The sequence below is a fragment of the Streptomyces sp. CBMA123 genome (assembly GCF_014596465.1).
Lineage (GTDB): Bacteria > Actinomycetota > Actinomycetes > Streptomycetales > Streptomycetaceae > Kitasatospora.
Window position 1 is genome coordinate 1 of the sequence record NZ_MECK01000348.1, and the last position, 4,738, is coordinate 4,738.

Here is a 4,738-nt window from a genome sequence, read left to right on the forward strand (position 1 = left end):
GTCACCGACCACGACGCCGGCATCGAGACCGGCGACGGCGTCACCCACACCGAGGTACTGGAGGTCTTCTCCGGCAACGTCGACCGGCTGCGCACGGTGCTGTTCAAGGCCCTGGAGGCCCTGCCCGTGCTCCGGGAGTGCCCCTGCCCGCACGCCCTGGACGGCCTCACCACCGGGCTGCCCGGTGTCCCGGGGCGCTGAGCGGCCGGTGCTCACCCGGACCCTGCCCTGCGCCGCGGCCCTGGCCGCCCTGGTCGCGTCCCTCGCGCTGACCGTGACCGGCGGCGGCACGCTCGCCGACCGGGCGCCGCTGTACGACTGGTACCTCCTGGACGCCGCCCTCTTCGCGCTCGCCCTGCTCCTGCTGCGGCGGGTGGACGACCGCCAGGTGGTGCCGGTCGTCCTGGCCGGGAGCATCCTGGTCGCCGCGGCCGGACTGCTCGCGCCGCCGCGCACCAGCGACGACGCCTACCGCTACGTGTGGGACGGCAGGGTCCAGGCGGCCGGCATCTCCCCGTACGCCCACACCCCGGACGACCCGGCCCTGCGCGCCCTGCGCGACCCCGGCCTGTTCCCCACGGCGGGCGGCTGCACGGCCTGGGACGAGCACCGGACCGCCGCCGGGGACTGCACCCGGATCAACCGGCCCGCCGTGCACACCGTCTACCCGCCGGTCGCCGAGGCCTGGTTCCTGGCCGTGCACCCCTTCGGCGGCGGGGTGCGCGGCGTCCAGGCCGCCGGCGCCCTGCTGGCCGTCGCCACCACCGGCGCGCTGCTGGGCGGCGGACGCAGCCGGCGGGCGGCGCGGTGGGGCTGGTGCCCGGGTGTGACGGTGTGGGCCGTCAACGACGCCCACGTCGACACCCTCGGCGCGCTGCTCATGGTCGCCGGGCTCGGCTGTGTGGCCCGCCGCCGGGCCGGGGCCGGCGGCGCCCTGCTCGGAGCGGCGGTCGCCACCAAGCTGCTGCCCGCCCTCGCCCTGCCCGGGGCGCTCTCGGGGCTGCTGGCCCGGCGGCCCACCAGAGCCGGAGTCGTGCTGCTCGCCTCGGCCCTCGGCACCTTCGCGGCGGCCTACCTGCCGTACGTCGCGCTCTCCGGTGTGGGCGTCCTGGGGTACCTGCCCGGGTACCTGCACGAGGAGGGCTACGAGCAGGGCCACCTGGAGCGGTTCGGCCTGGTGCGGGCGGTGCTGCCGGACCGCTGGGCCCCGTGGGCGGCCGCCCTGGTGCTGGCGGCGGTGGTGCTGTGGGTGCTGCGGCGCGGTGACCCCGGCCGGCCCTGGCGGGGCGCGCTGCTGGTGACCGGGACGGCCCTGCTGCTGGTCGCCCCCAGCTACCCCTGGTACGGGTTGCTGGTGGTGGCCCTGGTCGCGCTGGACGGCCGGTGGGAGTGGCTGGCCGTCCCGGCGGCCGGGCAGGTGCTCTACCTGGCGGGCGGCGAGGACGCCCAGCGCACCGCGTACGGCGCCGCGCTGGCCTGCGTGCTGGTGGTGCCGCTGCTGCGCGGGCTGGTCCGGGCCGGGGCCACCCGGGCGGCGGTCCGGCCGGCGGGCACCGCGCGCCAGGAGATGACGAAAGTCTGACGGGACGCCGCAGCGACTGGCCCCGGACCGGGTCGAACTGGTCGAATCGTCGCGTGGACAGTACAGACGAAGAGGGCCGGGGCACCCCGGTCGGACGCCGGGTGGTGCTCGGGCTGCTCGGCCTCGGTGCCGCCGGCGTCGCCGCCGGGCCGTTCCTCCAGCGGGTGGAGTCCGGGCTGGCGCAGCGGGACCCGAGCGGCCTCGCCGGGCTGCTGCCCGGCAACAACGGGTTCCGCTACTACTCGGTGGTGACCTCCGTCCCCGAGCGGAGCGCGGCGGACTACACGCTCACCGTGGACGGACTGGTGGACCGCCCCGCCACCCACCGGCTCGCCGACCTCCAGGCCATGCCGCAGCGGCGGCTGGTCAAGGACGTCCAGTGCGTCACCGGCTGGCGGGTGCCGGACACCCCCTTCGAGGGGGTGCCGCTGGCGCACCTGCTGGACGCCGCCGGGGTGCGGCCGGGCGCGAAGGCCGTGCGGTTCAGCTGCTTCGACGGCGCCTACACCGAGAGCCTCACCCTCGACCAGGCCCGCCGGGACGACGTGCTGGTCGCGCTGCGGCTGCAGGACCAGCCGATCGGCCACCAGCACGGCGGGCCGGTGCGGCTGTACGTCGCGCCGATGTACTTCTACAAGTCCGCGAAGTGGCTCTCCGGCATCACCGTCACCGACGCGGTGCAGCCGGGGTACTGGGAGGGCAACGGTTATGACGTCGACGCCTGGGTCGGCCGGTCGAACGGGCGGGACGATGCGCCGACGAGCTGACCTGGTCCCGCGCTTCACCCGCGCCGAGCGCTGGGCGCACCGCGCCACCGCCGCCCTGATGGGCGTCTGCCTGGCCACCGCCGCCTGCCTCTACCTGGCGCCGCTCGCCCAACTCGTCGGCAACCGGCCGCTGGTGGTCACCGTGCACGTGTGGTGCGGCCTGGCGCTGCCGGTGCCGCTGCTGCTCGGCCTCACCACCCGGGCGCTGCGGGCGGACTTCTCCCGGCTGAGCCGCTTCACCCCGGCGGACCGGCAGTGGCTGCGCGCCCTCCGGGCCCGGGCCGCGCACCGGCCGGCCGGCAAGTTCAACGCCGGACAGAAGCTGTACGCCCAGTGGACGCTCGGCTCGATGCTGGTGATCCTCGGCACCGGGCTGCTGATGTGGCTCACCCACCTCGCCCCGCCGGCCTGGCGCACCGGCGCGACCTTCGTGCACGACTGGCTGGCCGCCGCCATCGCCGTGGTGGTCGCCGGGCACGTCCGGATGGCCTGGCGGGACGGCGAGTCGCGGCTGGGGATGCGCACCGGACTGGTCGAGCGGAGCTGGGCCGAGCGCGAGCACCCGCAGTGGCGGCCGGAAGGCGAGGAGCCCGCGCCGGTGCGGTCGGGCGCCGGCGAGGCGGCGGACTGACGAACGCCCAGCGACCGTGGCCGACAGCGCGACCGACAGCGCGACCGACAGCGCGGCCGAGGAACGGGCCGTACCGCTCGGCCGGTTGGCGGGTTGACCCGCTCCGGGCACCGTTCGCGCTGTGCCACCCCGCCGGTCGGTCCTCAGCGTGGGGGCAGCAGCAGCCCCCACACGTCGCGCTCGGCCGTGGCCGACCAGACGACGTCCCCGTGCCCGTAGTCCGGCACCACCCGGTAGTCGACCTTCGCGCCGCCCCGGCCGATCAGCCGGGCGCCGAGGCCGTGGTCCCCGCGCCCGAACTCGGCGTTCAGCCAGACCACATCGGCCCGGATCGCCGACCACTCGATCGCGTGGGTCTCCGTCCGGCCGGCCCAGACCGCCGCCAGGTCGCGCAGCAGCGCGGTCGGCTGGAGGCCGCTGCCGAGGCGGGCGACGGCCTCCTGCCAGACGGCCAGGGGCGTGTGGGTCAGGGCGAAGCGGTCCTCGGCGGGGGTGGCGCCGAAGCGGTAGCTGCCGGTGCTGTGCCCCCGGTGGTGGATCCAGTTGGCCGGGCCGGGCAGGTCCCGGGTGTTCGTCAGCGCGTAGTGCAGCAGCCCGAGGTTGCTGAAGGGCGCCGCCCCGTCCACCGGTCGGGGCAGGCCGCTGGGGGCGTCCGGGTCGGCGGCGGCGCGGGCGAACAGGCCCTTCAGCCCGGGGTCGACGGTCCACCCGCCGGCGTCCAGCTGCTGCTGGAGCAGGTCGGTCAGCGCCTCGGCCCGGGCCACCGACTCCGGTTCCCGCCGCGGGTCGTAGGGGCCGGTGGTGTCCAGGACGAGCACCCGCCGTAGGCCCGAGCCGACGCTCCGGGCGGCGGTGGCCAGGGCGAGCGCCGCCCCGGCGGAGTGGCCGAGCAGCTCGTACGGCAGGCCGGTGACGGACTCGGCGGCGGCGATGACCCGTTCGAGGTCCGCCCGGTGCCCGTCCAGGCCCCAGCCGGCGCACCGGGGGCCGATCCGCTCGGGGGTCAGCGCGTCCTCGCGCGGGGTGGTGCCGATCACCAGGTAGCCGTGGTCGGCGAAGTAGCGGGCCAGGCTGCGGCCCCGCGCGGTGCAGTAGTCGGCGTCGACGTTGAGGCCGCCGCCGGGCAGCAGGTGGAGCACCCGGTGTGCGGAGCGCTCGTCGCCGAGGACGTCCACGGTGAAGCCGGCCCCGGCCCCGTGCCCGTTCCGGTGCTCGCCCCGGTCTCCGTTCCCGTGCTCGTCCGGGACGGCCAGCCGGTGGTGGCCGGGGCCGACCTGGCGCACCGCCGCGTCCTCGCAGCCGAGTGCCGCCCGCAACGCCCTGACGGTGTCCGTGCCCACCGCAGCCCCCTCCCGTGCCGTGCCGCCCGGTCTGCCGGACGGTGCGCACCAGTGTGACGCATGGTCCGGGCCGGCTCAGCCCTTGCGCAGGGCGAGGAAGCGGCGGCCGTGCGAAGTCCAGCGCTCCGCCTCGACCAGGCCGGCGGCGCGGGACCGCCGCAGGGCGGCGGCCGTCCCGAGGCGGGCCCAGGGGAAGGCCGGGCCGAGCCGGCCGTCCGGCCCCTCCACCCGGACGACGGCCCGCTCGTCCACCTCCTCCGGCTCCACCTCCACCAGCAACAGCCCGTCCGGGGCGAGGAGTTCGGCGCCCCGGCGGAGCAGGGCGTCCGGGTCGCCGCCGATGCCGAGATTGCCGTCCGCGAGCAGCGCGGCGCCCCAGCGGCCCTCGGCGGGCAGCCGGTCGAACACCGAGCGGCAG

The 4,738-nt window shown here is 77.1% G+C and carries 4 protein-coding genes and 2 pseudogenes; 4 read left to right on the top strand and 2 right to left on the bottom strand.

Going from position 1 to position 4,738, the window contains the following annotated elements:
- The 4 genes and pseudogenes from BG452_RS30160 to BG452_RS30175 form a co-directional block, all read left to right on the top strand.
- Positions 1-201: pseudogene (locus BG452_RS30160) on the top strand (5'-methylthioadenosine phosphorylase); the annotation flags it as partial.
- 7 nt (positions 202-208) lie between these two features.
- Positions 209-1,582 carry a glycosyltransferase 87 family protein gene (locus tag BG452_RS30165; protein ID WP_188307524.1) on the top strand — a complete coding sequence of 458 codons (1,374 nt, stop codon included), beginning with the start codon at positions 209-211 and terminating at the stop codon, positions 1,580-1,582.
- 53 nt (positions 1,583-1,635) lie between these two features.
- The gene (locus tag BG452_RS30170; protein WP_188307525.1) at positions 1,636-2,349 is read left to right on the top strand and encodes a molybdopterin-dependent oxidoreductase; all 714 of its coding nucleotides are present in this window, start codon (positions 1,636-1,638) and stop codon (positions 2,347-2,349) included.
- Positions 2,333-2,980 (top strand): cytochrome b/b6 domain-containing protein, encoded by a 648-nt coding sequence (locus tag BG452_RS30175; RefSeq protein ID WP_223242934.1) that lies wholly within the window; start codon positions 2,333-2,335, stop codon positions 2,978-2,980. Before BG452_RS30170 ends, BG452_RS30175 begins: the two co-directional genes overlap by 17 nt.
- A 143-nt stretch (positions 2,981-3,123) precedes the next feature.
- On the opposite strand, the gene BG452_RS30180 is transcribed toward BG452_RS30175, so the two are convergent.
- Both BG452_RS30180 and BG452_RS30185 read right to left on the bottom strand, forming a co-directional pair.
- Positions 3,124-4,320: a thioesterase domain-containing protein gene (locus BG452_RS30180; protein ID WP_188307527.1), complete on the bottom strand. Its 1,197-nt coding sequence runs from the start codon at positions 4,318-4,320 to the stop codon at positions 3,124-3,126.
- A gap of 75 nt (positions 4,321-4,395) precedes the next feature.
- Positions 4,396-4,738: pseudogene (locus tag BG452_RS30185) on the bottom strand (SAM-dependent methyltransferase); the annotation flags it as partial.

What these genes read in the sequence shown, in the direction of transcription:
- BG452_RS30175 (WP_223242934.1), top strand. Translation starts at nt 2,333, where the DNA reads ATGCGCCGACGAGCTGACCTGGTCCCGCGCTTCACCCGCGCCGAGCGC.